Source organism: Micromonospora sp. NPDC051296 (assembly GCF_040682255.1).
Taxonomy (GTDB): domain Bacteria; phylum Actinomycetota; class Actinomycetes; order Mycobacteriales; family Micromonosporaceae; genus Micromonospora; species Micromonospora craterilacus.
On the sequence record NZ_JBFBAO010000514.1, the window covers coordinates 1 to 1623 of the forward strand.

The 1623-nt window shown below is 67.7% G+C and carries 1 protein-coding gene; it reads left to right on the forward strand.

Features of this window, described 5'->3' with window-relative positions; genetic code table 11:
* Positions 1-915: cbb3-type cytochrome c oxidase subunit I (locus AB0M52_RS32050; RefSeq protein ID WP_363961448.1), on the forward strand; the 915-nt coding region annotated here is incomplete at its 5' end.
* Positions 916-1623: the final 708 nt, after the last annotated feature.

Here is a 1623-nt window from a genome sequence, read left to right on the forward strand (position 1 = left end):
TTCTCCCGCAAGCCGATCTTCGGCTACAAGGGCCTGGTCGCCGCGACCATCGCCATCGCCGGCCTGTCGATGAGCGTCTGGGCGCACCACATGTTCGCCACCGGCCAGGTGCTGCTGCCGTTCTTCAGCTTCCTGAGCTACCTCATCGCCGTGCCGACCGGCATGAAGTTCTTCAACTGGATCGGCACCATGTGGCGCGGGCAGATCAGCTTCGAGACGCCGATGCTGTGGTCCGTCGGCTTCCTGGTCACCTTCCTCTTCGGTGGCCTGACCGGCGTGCTGCTGGCCGCCCCGCCGCTGGACTTCCACCTGCACGACTCGTACTTCGTGGTGGCGCACTTCCACTACGTGCTCTTCGGCACCATCGTCTTCGCGGTCTTCGCCGGCATCTACTTCTGGTTCCCGAAGATGTTCGGCCGGATGCTCGACGAGCGCCTCGGCAAGATTCACTTCTGGCTGACCATGATCGGCTTCCACACCACGTTCCTGGTGCAGCACTGGCTGGGCAGCGAGGGCATGCCCCGGCGGTACGCCGACTACCTGCCCGGCGACGGCTTCACCACGCTGAACATGATCTCCACGGTCGGCGCGTTCATCACCGGTATCTCCACGCTGCCGTTCATCTACAACTGCTGGAAGTCGTACAAGGCCGGCCCGGTGGTCGAGGTCGACGACCCGTGGGGCCACGGCAACTCGCTGGAGTGGGCGACCAGCTCGCCGCCGCCGCTGCGCAACTTCGACCGGATGCCGCGAATCCGCTCCGAGCGGCCAGCGTTCGACGCCAAGTTCCCCGAGCTGGCCGCCGGACAGTCGATCGCCGGCCCGCCCGAGGGCGGTGCCAAGCTGCTGACCAGCGAGGCCGACGGTGGTGCCAGCTACACCGAGGACGTCGCCAGCGACATCGACCGCCGCTGACAAAGTCCCATCCGGACGCACACGACGGGCGCCACCCCACCCGGGGCTGGCGCCCGTCCCCCATTTCGTCCGGCGGCCTGGCGTTCATCGCCTCCCCACCCTGTTGCCCTCGCATCCCGTCCGCCGCCCCACCGGTTGCCCGACCACCGCCGCCTCTCCATCTCGGTGGCCGTTCTCTATCTCGGTGGCCGGCCCCCGTCGCTTCTCCACCTCGGCGGCCGGCCCCCGTCGCTTCTCCACCTCGGCGGCCGGTATCCGTCGCTTCTTTATCTTGGTGGCCGGCACCCGTTGCCCTCTTCGCTTTCAGGCTGGCGTTCGGCGGCGATCCGGTGCTCACAGAGCGTCCATCGACGGGGAGGCGCCTTTGATCGATCATCAGCAGCTTTCGAGGAGAGTTGCCCGGCCGACTGTGGGTTGGCTGGCCTTCCGCAGCCGGCCGAGATTCGAGATCTTGGACAGTTCCCGTTCCGCGCGAACGACAACTGTCCAAGATCTCCTCAGTGCATCCTGATATTTGGGACGGGGCCGGGGCAGGGGAGCGGCAATCGCCGCCGTTCGGCGAGATCCGTGGACCTCGTCGCCGATCTCACAATCAAACGCGGGGCCGTGAGTGCGCGGGGCCGTGAGTGCGCGGGGCCGTGAGTGCGCGGGGCCGTGAGTGCGCGGGGCCGTGAGTGCGCGGGGCCGTGAGTGCGCGGGGCCGTGAGT